The sequence below is a fragment of the Halorhodospira halophila SL1 genome, assembly GCF_000015585.1.
Taxonomy (GTDB): Bacteria; Pseudomonadota; Gammaproteobacteria; order Nitrococcales; family Halorhodospiraceae; genus Halorhodospira; species Halorhodospira halophila.
Map to the genome: position 1 here is coordinate 2,196,795 of NC_008789.1, position 16,144 is coordinate 2,212,938.

The window sequence follows — 16,144 nt, forward strand, 5'->3', positions numbered from 1 at the left end:
GGTGCCATGAAACAGGCAGCGTCTACGCCCACCACCGACGAAGCCCTGCAGACCCTGCGTGATGCGGGGCTGCGGCTCACCCAGCCGCGGCGGCAGATCGTCGCCGCGCTGGTAGCCGCCGACGGCCCACTCAGCCCGCGGGAGCTCCACCAGCAGCTCGGGTCGGCGGCCTGCGATCCGGTGACGGTCTACCGCTGCCTGACCGACTTCGAACGGCTCGGGCTTGTCCACCGCCACGAGTTCGGGGACGGCTCGACCCGCTACCAGCTGGTCGAGGCGGACGGCAGTCACCTGCACTACGTCATCTGCCGGCACTGCCAGCGCAAGGATCCCATCCACGCCTGCCCGGCAGATCTCGAGGCCACCGTCCGCGCCCGCGGCTACGCCGGGGTGAGCCACACCCTGGAGTTCTTCGGAGTCTGCCCCGACTGCCAGCAGGGCCCGGACCCGGAGCCACAGTGAGCGGCCGCCGGTCGGCCACCGCCATCGCCGAGGATCCCGCCCGGGCCAAGCGGCGTGTCACGCTGATCGGCGGGGTGATCAACCTGTTCCTTGGGTGCGGCAAGATTGCCGCCGGCTGGCTGGGCCAGTCCCAGGCCCTGGTGGTGGACGGGGTGCACTCCCTATCCGACCTGGCCTCCGACGCCCTGGTCTACGTGGCCGCCGCCTACGGCAGCCAGGAGGCGGACAGCGATCACCCCTACGGCCACGCCCGCATCGAGACCGCAGCGACCGCCGGCATCGGCGCCGTCCTCCTGCTGGTGGCCGCCGGGTTCATCTACGACGCCGTGCAGCGGCTGCTCATCACCCCCGAGTCGCTGTGGGTGCCGGGCTGGCTGGCCCTGGGGGTGGCCCTCGCCTCGCTGGTCATCAAGGAGGGGCTCTACCACTACACCCGCTGGGTGGCCTACCGGGCGCACTCCAACCTGATCCACGCCAACGCCTGGCATCACCGCTCCGACGCCCTCTCGTCGGTGGTGGTCGTCGGCGGTATCGTCGGTGTCCTGCTCGGACTGCCGTGGCTCGACGCCGTGGCCGCCATCGTCGTGGCGGTAATGCTCGCCCACGTGGGGATCACCTTCGCCTGGCGGTCGGTCTGCGAGCTGGTGGACACCGGCCTCGACCCGGCCCAGGTCGCGCATATCGAGAGATTGGTCAGCGAGATCGACGGGGTCCGCGATGTCCACGGCCTGCGCAGCCGACACATGGCCGAGGAGGCGCTCATCGACCTGCACATCCAGGTGGATCCGCGACTGAGTGTCTCCGAGGGCCACCGGGTCAGCGAGGCGGTGCGTCGGCGCATCATCCAGGACATCGGGGTGGTGACCGAGGTGCTGGTCCACGTCGACCACGAACCGCCGCGCTGGGACGAGGCGACCGCTGCCCTGCCGCTGCGCGGCGTGGTGGAGCGCGACCTGCACGCCGCCTGGTCGGGTGTCGAGGGGGCCGACACCGTCGAGCGCGTCGATCTGCACTACATGGAGGGCCGCCTGGAGGTGGAACTCCACCTGCCCTGGCGCCCCGACTGCGACGCCGCCGGGCTGCACCGGCGGGCCACACGGCTGGCCGAGGTTGCCGAGGGCCTGGCCTACGTCAGTGCCTGCCGGGTCCACTTCATTGGGCGCTGAGCGGCGGTTCGGCCAGGGCGCCCAGCTGCTCGCGCAGCGCCAGCAGGTGCTCCTCCCAGTACCGGGGCTCAGCAAACCAGGGGAAGGCGCGGGGGAAGGCGGGATCCTCCCAGCGCTCCGCCAGCCACGCAGCGTGGCGTACCAGCCGCAGGGTGCGCAACGGCTCGATCAGGTGCAGCTCGCGCAGGTCGAGGTCGCAGAAGGTCCGGTACCCCTCGAGCACCGCCTCGAGGAAGGACTCGCGCTCGGCCCGCTCGCCGGGCAGCAGCATCCACAGATCTTGGATGGCGGGACCGGTGCAGCTGTCGTCCAGGTCCACCAGGTGGAACCCCTCCTCGGTCTGCAGGACGTTGCCTGGGTGGAAGTCGCCGTGCAGACGGATGGCGTGCACCGCCCCGGCCCGCTCCCAACAGGCGGCCATCGCCTCTAAGAGGTCGTCGGTGACCGTGCGGTACGCCTCCTCCAGGTGCGGCGGCAGCCAGTTTCCGGCCAGCAGCCAGTCCCGCGCCCGCCGGCCGTGGTCGCCCGGGTCGAGGCTGAGGCGATGATCGAAGGCCCCACCGCCACCCACGACGTGGATCCGCCCCAGATAGGCCCCCAGGCGGCGGAGCACATCCCGGTTGTCCACCTCGAGCATGCGTCCGCCCCGCATGGGGTAGAGGGCAATGCGGAAACCGTGGCTGTGGGCCAGGGTCCCTGCCCCGCAGCGCAGCGGCGCTACCACCGGCACCTCGGCTGCCACCAACTCCTCGCTGAAGGCGTGCTCCTCGCGGATCTGCGCGTCGTCCCAGCGGTCGGGGCGGTAGAACTTGGCCACCACGGCCGGACCCCCCTCCACTCCGACCATGTACACCCGGTTCTCATAGCTGTTCAGGGGCAGTAGCCGGCCGTCGCTGCGTACCCCGCCCACGGCCTCGACCGCATTGAGGACGGTATCCGGATCCAGGGTCTCGAAGGGGTGGTGGGTTTCCATGGAGCGGCTCCTGCAGCAGGGCTTGGGTCACTTCGTTCGACCGGACGTCCCGGTCGGTGACGGGTCAGGGTAGCCCGCAGCCTGGTCGGCCGGCTATCCTTGGACCCCTGAACGGTCAAGCAGGTGGAACATCCCATGCGTATGCAGAACGTCGAGCGCGGGCCGATCGCTCGTGTGGCGGGCGTCATCGGGGCCATCGCCGTCATCGCCCTGGCGGCGACGCTCGGCATCGTCATGCTGGCGGTCATGCTCGGTCTGGCGCTCATCGGTGCCGTGATCATCGCAGCGCGGACCTGGTGGCTGCGCCGCCAGATGCGTCGGGCCGCGGCCCGTGGCGAGGGTTTCGGCCACACCGCCCGCCCCGGGACACCGGCACACGGCCGGGTCATCGAAGGCGAATACAGTCGCGGCTCAAAGGACGACCCGCACCATCCGCGGCGTTGAGCCCGCCCCGGCGCAAGCGGCAGGAGCCGCCACGCCCCGGGGAGCGACCCGTTCGCCACAGGGGAGCTGAAACGGCGTGAAAGATCGTTTCACGGTCACCATCACCGACTTCCGCGGCGCCCGCCACTACTCGCTGCATCAGATCGCCAAGCGCTTCGCGCTGGCCCTGGCCGGAGCGGTGCTGTTGCTGCTGCTCGCCGGTGCCCTGGCCATCTACGCGCTCAACGACACGATCGATGAACTCGACCAGGTCCGCGCCGAGAAGGCGGAGGCCGCCCGCCAGATCGAGCTGCGCAACGAGCAGCTCCAGGATCTGGTCAGCGAACGCGAGCAGGAGATCCACCGCATGGATCTTGAACTCGGGCACATCGAGGCGCTGGTCGGGCTCGACCCGCAGCCCGAGGCCAACCGGCGCGAGCGACTCGACACCGCCAGCCAGACGGCGCTGGAAAAGGCGCTGATGTTGCGGACGATCCCCAACGGCTGGCCCCTCAAGGAGGCGTCGCGGATCACCAGCGGCTACGGCTGGCGGACGCACCCGGTGACCGGCGAACGCTCCTTCCACGCCGCCGTCGATCTGCGCGCGCCGGTGGGCGAGAAGATCGTCGCCACTGCCGACGGCGTGGTCAACTACGCCGCCAAGCACCAGGGCAGCGGGCTCGGCAAGCTGGTCATCCTCGCCCACGACTTCGGCTTCCAGACCCACTACGCCCACCTGAGCAGGATCGAGGTCGAGACCGGCACGTTCGTCGAGGAGGGCGACGTCATCGCCCGCTCCGGGGCCACGGGCAACGTCAACGGCCCCCACCTGCACTACGAGATCTGGCACACCCAGCGCAAGCTGAACCCGGAACCGTTTCTGGACTGGAGCCTGGACAACTATGAAGAGCTCTTTGAAGAAGAGGGCCGCGTAAAATGGGACTCATTGGCAAAGGGGATAAATCGAAGAGCCGAGGCCCTGGAACGACAGTTATCTGCGACGGCACGCGACTGGTCGGAGAACTGACCCTGGAGTCGAACCTGCATCTGGACGGCCAGATCAAGGGCACCATCGTCTCGGACCACGACGTCAGCATCGGTCATACCGGCCGCTTCGAGGGCAATATCAAGGCCCATCGGCTGCTGGTCAGCGGCTACGTCGAGGGGGTCATCGACTGCGCCAGCCTGGAGATCGTCGCCGAGGGACGGGTCTTCGGCGAGCTCCACAGCGATGACTTCATCATCGAGGCCGGCGGTCAGTTCCTCGGCGAGAGCCACCCCCGGCGCGAGGTGCCCTTGGCGGCGCTGCAGCACGAGGGCAGCCAAGCCTCCCAGCTGACCGGTCCGGCACAGCCCGAGTCCGATTCGGAGGCGACGCCCCACCCTGACCCGGCGGCGGGCGCTGCCACCCGCGCTGAACCCGAAGCGGACCCGCCGCAGCCCGAGAGGCCGGACCCGGCGCCACGCCAACACGCCGAGCCACCCCCGGACGACGCCTCCGGGACGACCGACGAGCCAACCCCCGACCCGGAGGACGAACCGGAGCAGGAAGCAGACTCCGAGCAGGAGCCATCCCGTCATTTCCGGCCCCAGCCCCGACAGACCTTCTGGGGACGACGCTGATCGGTGGCGGCGCCGCCGGCCGCCTGTGCTAGCATGGCCGGCATCCGCTTGGGGATTCAGGGCACCTGAACGCCCAGAGAGAGACGGCGAACGGGCAACAGAGGGGGATACGCCGTGGAACGTTGCATTGGCCTGGACATGGGGTACGGGTTCATCAAGATCGATGACGGCCGCGAGGGGCACGTATTCCCCAGCGTCGTCGGCGAGGGCGAATCGGGCATGCCGATGTCCCTGGGCGTGGCCCAGCGCAGCGGCAGCAGCGAGCTTCGCATCACCTACGGCGGCAAGAGCTACCTGCTCGGCGACTACGCCATCCGCCACTCCCGCCTGGCGCACCGGGGGCTGTCGCCCACCCGCGCCGAAGGGGACGACCTCAAGATCCTCTTCCTCGGTGCACTGAGCCTCTACGCCCGCGAGACCGTGAACAACTTCCACGTCGTCACCGGCCTGCCGCCGGGGCGCATGCACATGGCCGACGACCTGGTCCGCCAGCTGCGCGGCGACCATGAAGTCATCCGCCACGTGGGCGCGAGCCGCTTCGGGGTAAGCATCCGCCTGGAGCAGATTGAGGTGGTCCCGCAGCCGGTGGGCAGCTTCTGGGCCGAGGTGCTGGATGATCGGGGGCAGATCCGTGGTGATCACCCGCTGCTCAACGGCCGGGTCGGGATCATGGACATCGGCTTCCGGACCAGCGACTTCGCCACGGTCATCGATGGCGAGTACTCCCCGGGGTTCTGCAAGACGGTGCCGCTGGGCATCTCCTTCGGCTACGAGGAGATCGCCCAGGAGCTCTCTACCCAGTACGGGCTCGAGCGCGAGCAGTACACCCTGGACGAGGCCATCATCCAGGGGCAGGTGAACGTCAACGGCCGCCCGGTGGACATCGTCGAGCTCCGCGATCGGATCTTCGGCGACATCGCCACCAAGCTGCTGGTCGAGGCGCGCTCGATGTGGCAGATCCAGGAGTACGACCACATCATCATCACCGGCGGCGGCGGCCGGGTGCTTGAGCGCTACCTGCGTCCGGAACTCTCCCAGGCCCAGCTGGCCCAGGACTCCGTCACCGCCAACGCCCGCGGCTATTTCAACTGGGCCTACTTCAACGCCCAGCAGCGGGCCGCGGAGATGGGCCACGCCACGGAACAGAGTTCGGCAGAGGACTACAGCTCCGGCAGCTACGGCACCGGGAGCACCACCTACAGCCGGGGGGGCGACGACGGCCGAGACAGCGCCGCCGTGCCGCAGTCGCGCAGCGGCAGCGAGGGCTGACCTCCTGCCGGCCGGGGCCTCGCCCCGGTGCCGGAACAGGCCAAGGGGCCGCGCCTCGGCGCGGCCCCTTTTTTTGATTGGGGCGGGTCAATCTGCTGTTGCAACGCAGCACGGGCGGTGCTATGTTGCATCGCACAAGGCATGGCGAGCGGTCATGCCTCGAGCAGCTTCAACAAGGAGAGAGACCCATGCAAGACCAGCTCAACAAGTCCATGCAGCAGTTCCAGAAGATGATGGAGCCCAGCCGCAAGCTCAACGCGCTGCTCCTCGAGCACGCCGAGAAGGTGGCCCACCTGAACCTGGAAGCCGCCCGTTCCTACACCGATCTGGCCATGGAGCAGATGCGCAAGGCCATGGAGGTCCGGGACCCGGAGAGCTTCCAGAGCTACCTGAACGACCAGGGCAAGGTCGTCCAGACGATGAGCAACAAGCTCACGGAGAACGCCAGCACCCTGGCCGACATCAGCAAGAACATGGGCGAAGAGGTGCAGAAGATCGCCCAAGAGAACGTCTCCGCCCTCACCGAGACGATGCAGGGCCAGGCTGAGAAGGCCTCCGGCAAGGGCCGCAGCGCTGGCAGCAGTGCCGGTAGCAGCGCCTCTGCGGGTAGCAGCAGTGGCTCCGCTGCCTCCGGCAGCAGCAAGAAGTCCGCGTAACCCCCTCGGGGAGGCGCGGTGACGGAGTCGGTGCCCCGCGGGGCACCGGCTCCTTTGTGTTTTCAGCCCCGTAGGGCGAGACCTACCCCGCGGTCAGCCGGTCTCCCGGGCGATGGCCCGCGCACCGATATCCCGCCGGTAGAACACCCCTTCCCAATGGATGGCCGCCACCCCCCGGTAGGCCGCCTGCTGCGCTGCAGAGACACGCTCACCCAGCGCGCAACAGCACAGCACCCGCCCCCCGTTGGTCACCACACGGCCGTCGGCGTCGAAGGTCGTGCCGCCGTGGAAGACCTTGCAGCCGGTGGCCTCGGCGTCGTCGAGCCCTTCGATGACATCGCCCCGCTCCACCGACCCTGGATAGCCGGCCGCCGCCATCACCACGCCCACAGCAGGACGCGAGTCCCAGGCCAGATCCACCTCGCCCAGTCGCCCCTCGAGGGCGGCCCGGCAGACTTCGGCAAAATCCGCGTCCAGGCGCATCAACAGCGGCTGCGCCTCCGGGTCACCCAGGCGGCAGTTGTACTCCAGCACCCGGGGGTTGCCGTCGGCGTCGATCATCAGTCCGGCGTAGAGGAAGCCCTGATAGGGGCGCCCCTCGGCGGCCAGCCCCTGGACCGTGGGGCGGATCACCTCGTCCATGACCCGCTGGTAGAGCTGCTCATCCATCAGCGGCGCCGGCGAATAGGCCCCCATACCACCGGTGTTGGGGCCCCGATCTCCGTCGTCCCGCGGCTTGTGATCCTGGGAGCTGGCCATCGCCACCACGTGCTCGCCATCGACCAGCGCGATGAAGCTCAGCTCCTCGCCCTGCAGGCACTCCTCGACCACGACCCGCGCGCCGGCATCCCCGAAGGCCTGCCCCGAGAGCATGCGCTCGGCCGCCAATAGGGCCTCGTCCTTGGTCGCCGCCACCTCGACCCCCTTGCCGGAGGCCAGGCCGTCCGCCTTGATGACCATCGGCGTCGAGTGCTCGCGGATATAGTCGCTGGCCGCCCCCAGGTCGTCGAAGGTGCGGTAGGCGGCCGTTGGCACCCCGTGACGCGCCATGAACGCCTTGGCAAACGCCTTCGAGCCCTCCAGCTCGGCGGCGTCCGCCGTCGGCCCCAGACACGCCAGACCCGCCTGCTGGAAGGCGTCCACCACGCCGGCCACCAGGGGCGCCTCGGGGCCGACCACGGTCAAAGCCACCTCCTGCTCGCGGGCCTGTTGGACCAGCGCGGGGATATCCTCCGCCCCCACCTGGATGTTGCGCACCTTGGGCTCGCGCTCCGTGCCGGCATTCCCCGGGGCGACCAGCACCTCCTCGACCTGCTTGGAGCGCGCCAGGGCCCAGGCCATGGCGTGCTCGCGGCCGCCCCCTCCGATCACCAGTACCTTCATCCTTTACCTCGCTTGGGCCGCGTTCAGTGGCGGAAGTGGCGCATCCCGGTGAAGACCATGGCCAGACCGTGCTCGTCGGCGGCATCGATGACCTCCTGATCCCGCATCGAGCCACCGGGCTGGATCACGGCGGCGGCGCCGGCCTCGGCAGCCTGATCGACGCCGTCGCGGAACGGGAAGAAGGCGTCAGAGGCCAGGACCGAGCCCTGCAGCGCCAGGCCCGCATCGGCCGCCTTCTCGCAGGCAATACGGGTACTGAAGACACGGCTCATCTGCCCGGCCCCCACGCCGAGGGTGCGCTGCCCGCCGGCGAAAACGATGGCGTTGGACTTCACGTGCCGCACCACCTCCCAGGCGAAGCGCAGGTCGGCCCACTCGGCATCGGTGGGCTGGCGCTTGGTGACCACCCGCAGGTCGGCCGGATCAACCACCGCGGTGTCCCGGTCCTGCACCAGGAGGCCGCCACGCACCCGCTTGAGCTCCAGATCCGCGCCCGGATGCTGCGGCCAGCGGCCGGTCTGCAGGACTCGCACGTTGGCCTTGGCGGCGAAGCGCGACAGGGCTTCGTCACTGACCTCCGGGGCGATGACCACCTCGACGAACTGGCGATCGAGGATGGCGCCGGCCAGCTCGGCGTCGACGGTATCGTTGAAGGCGATGATGCCGCCGAAGGCGGAGGTCGGATCGACCTCGAAGGCCCGGTCGTAGGCCTCCCGCAACGTCCCCGAGCAGGCCACGCCGCAGGGATTGGCGTGCTTGACGATGACGCAGGCCGGCGTCTGGAAGCCCTTGACGCACTCCAGGGCGGCGTCGGTGTCGGCCACGTTGTTGTACGACAGGGCCTTACCCTGGAGCTGGCGGGCGGTGGACACGCTGGCCTCGCCGGGAGCGACATCGCGATAGAAGGCAGCGGATTGATGGGGGTTCTCGCCGTAACGCATGTCGGCGACCTTCTCCACCTGGAGCGTCCAGATCGCCGGGAAATCGCCCTGCTGCTCGCCCTGTTCGTCGCGCTGGCTCAGGTAGGCAGCGATGGCGCCGTCGTAGCGCGCGGTGTGGCTGAACGCTCGGGTCGCCAGATGGTGGCGCAGGGCGCGGCTGGTCCCGCCAAGGCGCTGGAGCTCATCGAGGACCAGGCCATAGGCCGACGACTCGGTCACCACCGCCACGTCGGCGTGGTTCTTGGCGGCCGCACGGATCATCGCCGGCCCGCCGACATCGATATTCTCGATGGCGTCGGTCAAGGTGCAGCCCTCGGCGGCCACGGCCTGCTCGAAGGGGTAGAGGTTGACGCAAAGCAGATCGATGGGACCAATGCCGTGCTCGTCCATGACCGCGTCATCCGTGCCGCGCCGGCCCAGCAGCCCGCCGTGGATGCGCGGATGCAGGGTCTTGACGCGACCGTCCATGATCTCCGGGAAGCCGGTCTCGGCCGAGACCTCCCGCACCGGGATCCCGGCCTCACCCAGCAGGCGGGCCGTACCACCGGTCGAGAGGATCTCGACGCCTTGCTCATGCAGGGCGCGGGCAAAGCCCTCCACCCCGCTCTTATCGGAAACGCTGATCAGGGCCCGCCGCAGGGGCCGCACGCCGTCGTTGGTCGCCATATTGGATTGTCCGGGTTGGTTCAGTTGTAGTCGATGCCGTGTTCACGGAGCTTCTTGCGCAGCGTGGCTCGATTGAGGCCGAGCAGCTGAGCCGCCCGCGTCTGGTTGCCAGAGCAGTAGTCCATCACCGACTCCAGGAGCGGGACCTCCACCTCGTTGAGCACAAGCCGGTAAAGACCGTTGCAGTCGTGCCCGTCCAACTCCCTGAAATAGTCATCCAGGGCGCGGGTCACCGCCTCGCGGATGGGTCCCCCCACCGCGCCGTCACCGCCCCTGCCAGGACCCTGTCCGGGACCGGGTCCCTTGCCCTCGTGCATGCGTCACCCCCATTGATGCCTGACTTCGAAGAATAACAGACCCGACCGACCGCCCACCGGGGCGCCGGCGGCCTTACTCGACCGGTCGGAATGACAGCGAGAAGCTCTCGGCCCCGCCGTCGGGCTCTGCCACGTAGAGTTCCACCGGGACCCGCGCCCCCGGCTCCATACCGGCGCCCAGACGTGCTCGCAGACGGCTGTCGGCGACGTAGTCCTCGGGACGGACCCAGCGCTCGCCGGTGACGTGGCCATCGAGATCGCGCAGCGTCAGCCGCATCTCCGGGTAGGGCAGGCGCCGCTCGCCGGTATGCACCAGGACCCCGCCGAGCATGAGCGCGTCATCCCGGCGCGGATCCGGCTCCAGCCAGCGCTCCTCGACCTCGATGACGTCGTAGCTCGCCGCGGTCTCCAGCTGGCAGTCGTAAAGGGTGCAGACTGCGGAGAGCCAGGCCCGGGTGCCGGGCAGCTCAAGCAGCGCCCCGCGGTAGAGATACGATCCGTGGACCAGCGCTGCCGCTAGCACCAGCACCCCGGCGGCCACGAGCCAGCGGCGGCCGCGCCGCTTCTTCGGACCGCCGGCAGCCGACGCACGGGCCGGGCGCTGTTCGGCCCGCAGTTCGGCCAGGACCTGTTCCCAGTCCGCGTCCGCAGCCCCGCCCCGTCCCGCCCCGGCGGTTTCCTCCGAGGCCGTCGCTGCCCGTTGCTCGGCCGCGGGATGCTCACCGACCAAGGCCCGAAGATCTACGGGCCGCTCGTCGCTGTCGCCGGGCAGCAGCCGGCCGATCGCTGACATCTGCGGCCCCAGGGCGGGGATACGCACCTCCGCCTCTTCGGTGGACGACGCCGACGTCGACGCCGCTGGCTGCCCACCATCCGCCGCGCCGGCCTCATCACCCGGCAACTCCTCGCTCAGCGCCTGGACGGCGTCGAAGGTGGTCTGACACAGGCCACAGGTCACCCGACCACGAGCCTGACGGAGCTGCCAGGCACGCAGCGCGAAGATCGTCCCGCATCCAGGGCACTGGGTGTACACGGGCTTCCCTCGTTGTTGGAGAATCCGGAGACCGACGTTCAGGCGGTACGGGTGCCGCTGACCAGCACCCAGTCGCCGCAGCACCGCGGCGCATCCCAGGCGATGCCGCCCTGGAAGGCATCCATGACCTGCTGCTCCTGCCCCCGGAGGATCCCGGAGAGCGCCAGGCGTCCGCCGACACGGACCCCATCGCGCAGCTCATCGGCCAGATCCACCAGCGTCGAGGCAAGGATATTGGCGACAAGGAAATCGGCGCAATACGCCGGACGCTGATCGACGGCATAAGACGGGACATCCTCGGCCACGCCGTTGCGCTCGGCATTCTCGCGGCTGGCGACCACCGCCTGAGGATCGTTATCGACGGCCATGCAGCAGGCCGCCCCCAGACGCACCGCCGCCACGGCCAGGATGCCGGATCCGGCGCCGTAATCCAGGCCGTTGCGCCCCGCTATGGGCTCGCCGTCCAGCCACTCCAGGCACAGCGCCGTGGTCTCATGGGTCCCGGTACCGAAGGCCAGGCCCGGATCGAGGTGGATCGGCACCGCGCCGGCAGGCAGCTCGGGCTCGGCCCCGGTGGGGACGATCCACAGGCGCTCGCCGAAGGCCATCGGCCGAAAGTGGTCCAGCCACTCACGCTCCCAGGCACGGTCCTCCAGCGTCTCGGCCTGCCAGCCCCGCAGCCGCTCCCCCAGCTGCCCGGCCAGCAAGGTGTGCAGGGCATCGGGGTCGGTCTCAGGGGGAAAAAGCGCATCGACCCGCACCTGCTCCCACAGCGGGTGCTCGCCCACCCCGGGCTCGAGGAGCACGGTGCCGTCGTCGGCCTGATAGGTCTGGGACAGCGCCCCGGCCAACTCCAGTGCGCCATCCACGGCGTCGAGGTCGCCGGCCGCCACCTCCAGCGTGACTTGCAACTGCGCCACGAGTCAGGAGCCTTGTCGCGGAGTGGGCGGGACCACGAAGCAGGCGGCCTGCTCACGGGTGTAGAAGCAGCCATCGCGCTCGAACCCCGAGACCACGCGCTGCCTCACCGCGATCACCCGGCCGCGGTCATCGCGCTCGCTGATCAGCTCTTCGGGCAGACCGTCGAGGCGATGGAAGGGGGCCGGCTGCCCGCTCCGGTTGCAGGAGAGGTAGATCGTCCCCGTCTCCGTATCGAGGAAGGCCGGCCGGAAACCGTGATCCCGATTGCAGGCACTGACCCCACCGGTCCCGTGGAACGTGGCGTTCTCGCACTCGAGTCGCTCTGCCGTAAGGGCGCGAGCCATCGCTCACCACCTCCGAACGTCGATACCGCTTCAAGGGTGATCGGCCGCTCCGCTGGCCCCCTGAGCCGGGCAACGCTCCTGCGCTGCTACTGATTCTGGTAGTTGGACACCGCGTGCTCGATCTCGGCTCGCGCGGCGTCGGCACCCTTCCAGTCGCGCACCTGCACCCACTTCCCGGGCTCGAGATCCTTATAGTGCTCGAAGAAATGGCTGATCTCCTGCAACAGGCGCGGCGACAGGTCGTCGGGGCCCTTCACCTCGCTATAATCGGTGGTCAGCTTGTCCACCGGCACAGCGATCAGCTTGGCGTCCTCCCCCGACTCATCGGCCATTTCCAGCACGCCCACCGGACGGCAGCGGATCACCGAGCCGGCCACCAGCGGCAGCGGGGTGATCACCAGCGCGTCCACCGGGTCGCCGTCATCCGCCAGCGTCTGCGGCACGAAGCCGTAGTTGCACGGGTAGTGCATCGCCGTGGCCATGATGCGATCGACGGTGAGGGTGCCCGTCTCTTTATCCACTTCGTACTTCACGGGGCCGCCGTGGAGCGGGATCTCGATGACGACGTTAATATCGTCCGGAATCGACCGCCCGGCGGGCACGGAATCGAGGCTCATGCAGTTTCTCCGTTCAGTAGAGGACTGTTTATGACCATGGAACGGCCAGACAGGGGCGAACTTTAACGCCGTTGCTGCGCCGCGGCAACCGGCGTTACGGCGCGCCGCCCCCCGCAACGCGCCCTATGGCAGCGCACCCGCCCCGCGGCGTCAACCGGCGGCATCGTGCCGCCGCACCATACGGTATGATTGGGGCGCATGATCAGTCTGAGGAAAGACCATGGGTCCTTTGCTGCAGAAACTCATCGGCATCTGCCTCTTCCGCGACGGCCCGCAGGATCTGCCCTACTCCGCGACCCACCTGCTTGCCCTGATCGCAGGGAGTATGGCCCTGACCTACATCGCCGCCGGCAACCTGCCGGATACGGACGCCGTAGGCCTCCAGGTGGCGGTCGCCACGGGGTTTAGCCTCGCCTTCCTCTACGCCCTGCTGCTGCTACGCGGGCTGACCCCTCGATTCATTCAGAGCGCCACGGCGATGTTCGGCACCGACGTGCTCATCGGCATCCCGGTGACGCTGATGACCTTCCCCATCGCCACCTACGGGGTGGAGCAGGCCGGGGGGGCCGCCGCCGGTATCCTCTTGCTCTGGTTCTGGCAAGTCGCCATCCTCGGGCACATCTTCCGGCATACGCTGGAGATGCGTCTGGCGCTCGGCATCCTCCTGGCGCTGGCCTACAGTTTCCTCAGCTTCCAGGTGGTCCAGCTGGCCGCCGACTGATCGAGACGACCCATGAAGATTCACATCCTCGGTATCTGCGGCACATTCATGGGCGGCATCGCCCTCCTTGCCCGGGAGAGCGGGCACGCGGTGGAGGGCAGCGACAGCGCCGCCTGGCCGCCCATGAGCGACATCCTCGACCAGGCGGGTGTCCCGGTGCGGGGGGGGTACGATGCGACCCACCTGGAGCCGGCCCCCGACCGGGTCATCATCGGCAACGCGCTGTCCCGCGGCAACCCCGCCATCGAATACACCCTCGACCGCGGTCTCCCCTACCAATCCGGCCCCGGGTGGCTGGCCGAACATGTGCTGACCGGACGCTGCGTCGTCGCCATCGCCGGGACCCACGGCAAGACCACCACGGCGTCGATGGCCACCTGGATCCTCGAGCGCTGCGGCCTCGACCCGGGGTATCTGATCGGCGGCGCCCCGGGCTTCAGTGAGCGCTCGGCCCGACTCGGCACCGGCTCCCCCTTCGTGGTGGAGGCCGATGAATACGATACGGCCTTCTTCGACAAGCGGGCCAAGGTGGTGCACTACCAGCCCCGGGTCCTGCTGCTGAACAACCTGGAGTTCGACCACGCCGACATCTACCCGGATCTGGAGGCCATCGCCACGCAGCTGCACCACGCGATCCGCACCGTACCGGCCAACGGCCGGGTGCTCATCAACGGCGACGACCCCCACCTGCCCTCGGTGGTCGCCCGCGGCTGCTGGTCGCGGCTGGAGCGGATCGGCTTCGGCGCCGACAACGACTGGCGCATCGACGCCGACGAGGCCGCGGAGCATGCCGTCCTCGTCCACCGTGGTACACCACTGGGAGCGCTCCAGCCTCCCCAACCAGGACGCCACAACCTGGCCAATGCGGCTGCGGCGGTGGCGGCGGCGGCCAGCGCCGGTGCCGACCCGACCACGGCCGTCAAGGCGATCAACGAATTCCCCGGCGTCCGCCGACGGCTGGAATTGCGCGGCTGCGTCGATGGGGTCGAGGTCATCGACGACTTCGCCCACCACCCGAGCGCGGTGGCGGCCACCCTGAACGCCCTGGCCACCCCCGGGCGGCGACTCCTCGCCGTGCTCGAGCCGCGTTCAAACACCATGCGCCTGGGTATCCACCGCCATCAGCTGGCCGAAGCGCTCGGGCACGCCGACCAGGCCTTCGTGCTGACCCCGCCGGACCTGCCCTGGTCCGTCTCCGAGGCCCTGGCCCCGCTGGGCGAGCGCCTGCACACGGCCGCCGAGGTCAGCGACCTGGCCCGCCTGGCCCTGGCTAAGGCCCGCCCCGGCGACTGCCTGGTGGTCATGAGCAACGGCGCCTTCGGCGATATCCACGAGCGGCTGCTGACCGGCCTGAGGACCCGGGGCGCGCCGGCATGAGCGGGATCAGTGTCGCCCTGACCGGCGCCTCGGGTATGCAGTACGGGCTGCGTCTGATCCAGGCCCTGGCCGGAGCCGGCGAGACCGTCCACCTCCTGGTCTCCGATGCCGCCCGAGTGGTGGCCGGACTGGAAACCGACACCCCGCTACCCCGACGCTCCGGGGAGCTGCATCGCGAGCTGGTCGCGGCGCTGGGCATCGATCCGGCGCGGCTCTACGTCTACAGTGAACAGCAATGGACGGCACCGCTAGCCTCCGGCTCGGCGGCACCCCAACGCATGGTGGTGTGCCCCTGCACCACGGGCACCCTGGCGGCCATTGCCGGCGGACACTCCGACAGCCTGATCGAGCGTGCTGCGGATGTGGTCATCAAAGAGCGCGGACGGCTGGTGGTGGTCCCGCGGGAGACGCCCCTGTCGGCGATCCATCTGGAGCACATGCTGTCCCTGACGCGGCTGGGGGTGGTGGTCCTGCCCGCCAACCCGGGGTTCTACCATCGACCCCAGCGGGTCGAGGATCTGATCGATTTCGTCGTCGCGCGGATTCTGGATCATCTGCATGTGGCCCACGATCTGGGTCCCCGCTGGGGCAAGGAGGGCAATTGATGGGCGATGAGCTGCCGCTGTTCCCGCTGCGCACGGTCCTCTTCCCGGGCGGGCGCCTGGATCTGCGCATCTTTGAGCGCCGTTATCTGGATCTCGTCACCCATTGCGTGCGCAACGAGGCCCCGTTCGGTATTTGCCTGATCGAAGAGGATAGCGAGACCGGTCTGCCGGCCCGGCCCCACGCCGTGGGCACGGCGGTGCGGATCATCGACTGGGATCAGCGCAGCGACGGTCTGTTGGGGATCACCGTCGAGGGACAGCGCCGTTTCGAGATCCTGGAGCGGCACGCCCCCGCCGGGACGGTCCAGCAGGCCCGGGTGCGCTGGCTGGCAGAACAGCCAACACCGCGGCTGGATGCCGAGCTCCAGCCGCTGGCCGATCTACTGGAGCGGATTCTCGACCAGATTGGCGGCCTCTACGGGGCGATGCCCCGACAACTCGATGACGCAGGCTGGGTCAGCGCCCGGCTCTCGGAACTCCTGCCCATTCCCACCGAGGCGAAGCAGCAGCTGCTGGAGATCGACGCCCCCGAGGAGCGCCTGGAGCTGCTGCGCCAGGCGCTGGAACAGGAATAGCCTCCCCGCTGACGGCCCCGGGCGATGCCCCCCCCGCCGCAGCCGGGGCCTTTGGGCGTGCCGAGCAGCGCA

At 69.3% G+C, this 16,144-nt stretch carries 19 protein-coding genes; 11 read left to right on the plus strand and 8 right to left on the minus strand.

Annotated elements, in window-relative coordinates:
- Positions 1–6 precede the first annotated feature (6 nt).
- Complete coding sequence (locus HHAL_RS12755; RefSeq protein WP_011814777.1) at positions 7–462, plus strand: Fur family transcriptional regulator; 456 nt, start codon at positions 7–9, stop codon at positions 460–462.
- Complete coding sequence (locus HHAL_RS10065) at positions 459–1,628, plus strand: cation diffusion facilitator family transporter (RefSeq protein WP_011814778.1); 1,170 nt, start codon at positions 459–461, stop codon at positions 1,626–1,628. The genes HHAL_RS12755 and HHAL_RS10065 overlap by 4 nt, the downstream gene beginning before the upstream one ends.
- Here the strand turns inward: HHAL_RS10065 and HHAL_RS10070 are convergent.
- The gene (locus HHAL_RS10070; protein WP_011814779.1) at positions 1,615–2,601 is read right to left on the minus strand and encodes a serine/threonine protein kinase; all 987 of its coding nucleotides are present in this window, start codon (positions 2,599–2,601) and stop codon (positions 1,615–1,617) included. The two genes, HHAL_RS10065 and HHAL_RS10070, sit on opposite strands and share 14 nt — an antisense overlap.
- 135 nt (positions 2,602–2,736) lie before the next feature.
- Between HHAL_RS10070 and HHAL_RS10075 the strand changes: the two genes are divergently transcribed.
- The 5 genes from HHAL_RS10075 (at position 2,737) to HHAL_RS10095 (ending at position 6,572) form a co-directional block, all read left to right on the plus strand.
- Positions 2,737–3,045: a hypothetical protein gene (locus HHAL_RS10075; protein WP_011814780.1), complete on the plus strand. Its 309-nt coding sequence runs from the start codon at positions 2,737–2,739 to the stop codon at positions 3,043–3,045.
- Between the two features lie 76 nt (positions 3,046–3,121).
- Positions 3,122–4,051, plus strand: a complete 930-nt coding sequence (locus tag HHAL_RS10080) for a M23 family metallopeptidase (RefSeq protein ID WP_011814781.1) — start codon at positions 3,122–3,124, stop codon at positions 4,049–4,051.
- Positions 3,961–4,647 (plus strand): bactofilin family protein, encoded by a 687-nt coding sequence (locus HHAL_RS12760; RefSeq protein WP_011814782.1) that lies wholly within the window; start codon positions 3,961–3,963, stop codon positions 4,645–4,647. The genes HHAL_RS10080 and HHAL_RS12760 overlap by 91 nt, the downstream gene beginning before the upstream one ends.
- Positions 4,648–4,761: 114 nt before the next feature.
- Positions 4,762–5,916, plus strand: a complete 1,155-nt coding sequence (locus tag HHAL_RS10090; protein ID WP_011814783.1) for a ParM/StbA family protein — start codon at positions 4,762–4,764, stop codon at positions 5,914–5,916.
- A gap of 188 nt (positions 5,917–6,104) precedes the next feature.
- Positions 6,105–6,572 carry a phasin family protein gene (locus tag HHAL_RS10095; RefSeq protein ID WP_011814784.1) on the plus strand — a complete coding sequence of 156 codons (468 nt, stop codon included), beginning with the start codon at positions 6,105–6,107 and terminating at the stop codon, positions 6,570–6,572.
- Positions 6,573–6,665: 93 nt separating this feature from the next.
- Here the strand turns inward: HHAL_RS10095 and purD are convergent, their stop codons facing one another.
- The 7 genes from purD to ppa form a co-directional block, all read right to left on the minus strand.
- Positions 6,666–7,955 carry a phosphoribosylamine--glycine ligase gene (purD, locus tag HHAL_RS10100; protein WP_011814785.1) on the minus strand — a complete coding sequence of 430 codons (1,290 nt, stop codon included), beginning with the start codon at positions 7,953–7,955 and terminating at the stop codon, positions 6,666–6,668.
- A gap of 23 nt (positions 7,956–7,978) precedes the next feature.
- A complete protein-coding gene (purH, locus tag HHAL_RS10105; protein ID WP_011814786.1) occupies positions 7,979–9,562 on the minus strand; it encodes a bifunctional phosphoribosylaminoimidazolecarboxamide formyltransferase/IMP cyclohydrolase in 1,584 nt (527 codons plus the stop codon).
- Between the two features lie 20 nt (positions 9,563–9,582).
- Positions 9,583–9,879 carry a DNA-binding transcriptional regulator Fis gene (gene fis / locus HHAL_RS10110; RefSeq protein ID WP_011814787.1) on the minus strand — a complete coding sequence of 99 codons (297 nt, stop codon included), beginning with the start codon at positions 9,877–9,879 and terminating at the stop codon, positions 9,583–9,585.
- 73 nt (positions 9,880–9,952) lie between these two features.
- Positions 9,953–10,912: a DUF3426 domain-containing protein gene (locus HHAL_RS10115; protein WP_011814788.1), complete on the minus strand. Its 960-nt coding sequence runs from the start codon at positions 10,910–10,912 to the stop codon at positions 9,953–9,955.
- 38 nt (positions 10,913–10,950) lie between these two features.
- Positions 10,951–11,832, minus strand: a complete 882-nt coding sequence (prmA, locus tag HHAL_RS10120; protein ID WP_011814789.1) for a 50S ribosomal protein L11 methyltransferase — start codon at positions 11,830–11,832, stop codon at positions 10,951–10,953.
- A 3-nt stretch (positions 11,833–11,835) separates the two neighbouring features.
- A complete protein-coding gene (locus tag HHAL_RS10125) occupies positions 11,836–12,177 on the minus strand; it encodes a hypothetical protein (RefSeq protein WP_011814790.1) in 342 nt (113 codons plus the stop codon).
- 86 nt (positions 12,178–12,263) lie between these two features.
- The gene (gene ppa / locus HHAL_RS10130; protein ID WP_011814791.1) at positions 12,264–12,794 is read right to left on the minus strand and encodes an inorganic diphosphatase; all 531 of its coding nucleotides are present in this window, start codon (positions 12,792–12,794) and stop codon (positions 12,264–12,266) included.
- Between the two features lie 220 nt (positions 12,795–13,014).
- Here ppa and HHAL_RS10135 point away from each other — a divergent pair, with 220 nt between their 5' ends.
- Genes HHAL_RS10135 through HHAL_RS10150 form a run of 4 tightly spaced genes read left to right on the plus strand, consistent with a single transcriptional unit; the run spans position 13,015 to position 16,072 of the window.
- Positions 13,015–13,515 carry a hypothetical protein gene (locus HHAL_RS10135; protein ID WP_011814792.1) on the plus strand — a complete coding sequence of 167 codons (501 nt, stop codon included), beginning with the start codon at positions 13,015–13,017 and terminating at the stop codon, positions 13,513–13,515.
- A 12-nt stretch (positions 13,516–13,527) separates the two neighbouring features.
- Positions 13,528–14,892 (plus strand): UDP-N-acetylmuramate:L-alanyl-gamma-D-glutamyl-meso-diaminopimelate ligase, encoded by a 1,365-nt coding sequence (gene mpl / locus HHAL_RS10140; protein ID WP_011814793.1) that lies wholly within the window; start codon positions 13,528–13,530, stop codon positions 14,890–14,892.
- Positions 14,889–15,497 (plus strand): UbiX family flavin prenyltransferase, encoded by a 609-nt coding sequence (locus tag HHAL_RS10145; protein ID WP_011814794.1) that lies wholly within the window; start codon positions 14,889–14,891, stop codon positions 15,495–15,497. Before mpl ends, HHAL_RS10145 begins: the two co-directional genes overlap by 4 nt.
- Positions 15,497–16,072 (plus strand): LON peptidase substrate-binding domain-containing protein, encoded by a 576-nt coding sequence (locus HHAL_RS10150; protein WP_011814795.1) that lies wholly within the window; start codon positions 15,497–15,499, stop codon positions 16,070–16,072. The genes HHAL_RS10145 and HHAL_RS10150 overlap by 1 nt, the downstream gene beginning before the upstream one ends.
- Positions 16,073–16,144: the final 72 nt, after the last annotated feature.